This is a genomic window from Variovorax sp. 20P10.2.4 (assembly GCF_058244205.1).
Genome location: NZ_JBZAYE010000726.1, coordinates 1 through 3,399 on the forward strand (window position 1 = coordinate 1; position 3,399 = coordinate 3,399).

The window sequence follows — 3,399 nt, forward strand, 5'->3', positions numbered from 1 at the left end:
TCGACCTTGCCGGCGGGCACGGCCGACCGGGTCGAGGCGGTGGTGCGGGACGCGCTGGCGCGGCGCGGTGCCACGCACCGGATCACGGTGGCGGTCAACCCCGAGTTCCTGCGTGAAGGCTCGGCGGTGCGCGACAGCCGCGCGCCCGACCGCATCGTGGTCGGATCCTCCGATGCCGAGGCGATCGCGCTGCTGGCCGAGCTCTATCGGCCTTTCGTGCGCGACCCCGCGCGCCAGTGGCTGGTGATGGACCGCCGCTCGGCCGAGCTCGCGAAGTACGCCGCCAACGCGATGCTCGCCACCCGCATCAGCTTCATGAACGAGATGGCGCGCGTGGCCGAGCAGGCGGGCGCCGACATCGAGAGCGTGCGCCGCGCGATCGGCGCCGATGCGCGCATCGGTCCGGCCTTCCTGCAGGCCGGCGCGGGCTATGGCGGCTCCTGCCTCGCGAAGGACCTGCGCGCGCTGCAGCATGGGGGCGAGGGCGCCGCGCTGCGGCTGCTGCCCGCGGTGGCGGCGGTGAACGAGGCGCAGAAGTCGCGGCTCTTCGAACTCGTCGCCGGCCATTTCGGCGCCACGCTCGCGGGGCGCACGCTGGCCGTGTGGGGCCTGGCCTTCAAGCCCGACACCGACGACATGCGCGATGCGCCGAGCCTGGTGCTGATCGAACGGCTGCTGGCCGCCGGCACGCGGCTGCGGCTGCACGATCCGGCCGCGATGCCGAATGCGCGTGCGCTGCTTGGCGAGCGCGAAGACATCGGCTGGTGCGATGCGCCCGAGGCCGCGCTCGACGGCGCCGATGCGCTCGTGCTCGTCACCGAATGGGCGGCCTACCGCCGGCCCGATTTCGCGCGCATGGCTTTGCGGCTGTCGGCGCGTGCCGTGTTCGACGGGCGCAATCTCTACGACCCGGCCGAGGTCGAAGCCGCCGGCATCGCCTGCTACGGCATCGGCCGCGGGCGCTCAGTGCGCCGCGGTTGACGCAGCCTCGTCGTCCGCGCGCGGCAGGAAGGCATCGCCCGGCGTCAGCGGCGCATGCCGGTAGCTCGCGGGCGTGCGGCCCAGCTTCACGGGCGCGCCGATGCCGCGGTAGCCACCCTCCATCTCGACCACCATGCCGCGATGCGCCGTGTGCGGATGCTCGAGCGCGGCGGCCACGGGCAGCACGGGCGCGGCCGGCACGCCCGCGGCCATGAGCTGTTCGACCAGCACGCGGCCGTCGAAGGCGGCCATGGCGGTCTCTAGCCGCTGCTTGAGCGCGTCGCGGTTCACCGAGCGCGCACCCGCGGTGGCGAAGCGCGGATCGGTGGCCAGCGCGGGCAGGCCGATGCAGCCGCACAGGCTCGCGAACTGGCGGTCGTTGCCGACGGCCACGAACACGGGGTCGGTGCCGGTGGCGAGGGCGTCGTAGGGATAGATGTTGGGATGGGCGTTGCCGGTGCGGCGCGGCGCGCTGCCGTCCATGAACCAGTTGGCGGCGTGCGGATGCAGCAGCGAGATGCCGCTGTCGTAGAGCGCGGCCTCGACGAACTGGCCGCGTCCGCTGCGCTGGCGTTCCTGCAGCGCGAGCAGCACGCCGATGACGGCGTTGAGGCCGGTCACCATGTCGACCACGGGCAGGCCCACGCGCAGCGGTCCGCCCTCGGCCTCGCCGTTGACGCTCATGATGCCGGTCATGGCCTGCACGGCGGCGTCGTAGCCGGGCAGCGCACCGAGCGGACCGTCGGCGCCGAAGCCCGAGACGCGGCACCAGACCAGGCGCGGAAAGCGCTGCGACAGGGTCTCGTAGCCGATGCCCCAGCGCTCCATGGTGCCGGTCTTGAAGTTCTCGATCAGCACGTCGGCCTCGGCCACCAGCGCGAGCAGGGCGGCGCGGCCTTCCTCGGTCGAGAAGTCGAGGTGCTGCACGCGCTTGTTGCGGTTGAGGCCGTGGTAGTAGGAAGCCACGCCGTCCTTGAACGGCGGGCCCCAGGTGCGCGTGTCGTCGCCCTGCGGCGGCTCGATCTTGAGCACGTCGGCGCCATGGTCGCCGAGGATCTGGCCGCAGTAGGGGCCGCCGAGGATGCGGGAGATGTCGAGCACGCGGATGCCCGCGAGTGCGCCTTGAGAGGATGTCATTGCAGTGCTGTTCCGATGCTTGTGTTCTGTTCGTTCGGGGCGCGTGCGAAGGACATCGGGTACTCCCCTCCGCGAATGTCCCCCGGCCTTCGGCCTCCTCCTTGATTTCGCTGCGGGGAGCACCCGATGCCCTCCGCACGAGAGGCGCTCTGGTGGTGCCGGCGGTTCAGGCGCGGAGCAAGGTACCCCGTCGGCGTGATCGCGCCCCGGATGCCAGCATCAATCGAGCTGCGCCCCCGACTTCTTGACCACGTCCTTCCACTTCGCCGACTCGCTCGCGATGAACTGGCCGAGCTTCGGCGGCGAGGTGTCGGCGCTGGCCTCGAGGCCCTGGGCCGCGAACATCTGCTTGACCTTGGGCGAGTTCAGCACCTCGGCGAAGGCATGGTTGAGCTTCGCCACGCGATCGGCCGGCGTGCCCGCGGGCGCGACGATGCCGAAGAACACGCTCACGTCGTAGCCCTTGTAGCCCTGCTCCGAGATCGTCGGCACCTCGGGCAAGGCCTGCGAACGCGCGAGGGTGGCCACGCCCAGTGCACGCAGCTTGCCGGCCTTGACGTAGGGCAGCGCGGTGAGGATGTCGGTGAAGGTCATGCTGACCTGGCCGCCGAGCAGGTCGTTCAGCGCGGGGCCGGTGCCCTTGTAGGGGATGTGCTGGAAGTCGGTGCCGGCGATCGAGTTGAACAGCACGCCCGCGAGGTGCGAGGAGGCGCCGTTGCCCGAGGAGGCATAGCTGAGCTTGCCGGGGTTGGCCTTGGCATAGGCGACGAGCTCGGGCACGGTCTTCACCGGCAGCGCGGGATTCACCACCAGGATGTTCGGCAGGTAGCCGACCTGGATCACGGGCGCGAAGCTCTTCACCGGGTCGTAGTTGATCTTGCGGTAGAGGCTGGCGTTGATCGCGAGCGGGCCCGAGGTGCCGAACAGCAGCACATGGCCGTCGGCCTCGGCACGCGCCACGTACTCGGCGCCGATGTTGCCGCCCGCGCCGGCACGGTTCTCCACGATCATCGGCTGGCCCATGCGGTCCTTCATCTCGGCCGCGAGCGTGCGCGCCATCGCGTCGGTGGGGCCGCCGGGCGGGAAGGGCACGACCAGCGTCATCGGCCTGGAGGGGAAGGCGGTGTCGGCCTGCGCGGCGGGCGCCGCGGCCAGCAGGCCGGCGCAGGCGGTGGCCAGCGCGAGGAGGGAAGCGAGGTGTTTCAAGAGGAGGTCTCCGTTCTTTGTTCGGGTGTCCGGGGGCAGGGCTCAGGCCGTGGTCCAGCCGGCGGGCAGCGCATC

General features: G+C 71.6%; 3 protein-coding genes. 1 reads left to right on the forward strand and 2 read right to left on the reverse strand.

Annotated features, from left to right (window positions below; all coding sequences use genetic code 11):
* Positions 1-981 (forward strand): UDP-glucose dehydrogenase family protein (locus AC27VN_RS36385; protein WP_490879776.1); only part of this gene is annotated, 981 nt, incomplete at its 5' end.
* Here the strand turns inward: AC27VN_RS36385 and AC27VN_RS36390 are convergent.
* Both AC27VN_RS36390 and AC27VN_RS36395 read right to left on the reverse strand, forming a co-directional pair.
* Entirely contained in the window at positions 964-2,118 is a 1,155-nt protein-coding gene (locus tag AC27VN_RS36390; protein WP_490879777.1) for a CaiB/BaiF CoA transferase family protein, read from the reverse strand. The two genes, AC27VN_RS36385 and AC27VN_RS36390, sit on opposite strands and share 18 nt — an antisense overlap.
* Positions 2,119-2,337: 219 nt before the next feature.
* A complete protein-coding gene (locus AC27VN_RS36395) occupies positions 2,338-3,324 on the reverse strand; it encodes a Bug family tripartite tricarboxylate transporter substrate binding protein (RefSeq protein ID WP_208507486.1) in 987 nt (328 codons plus the stop codon).
* Positions 3,325-3,399: the final 75 nt, after the last annotated feature.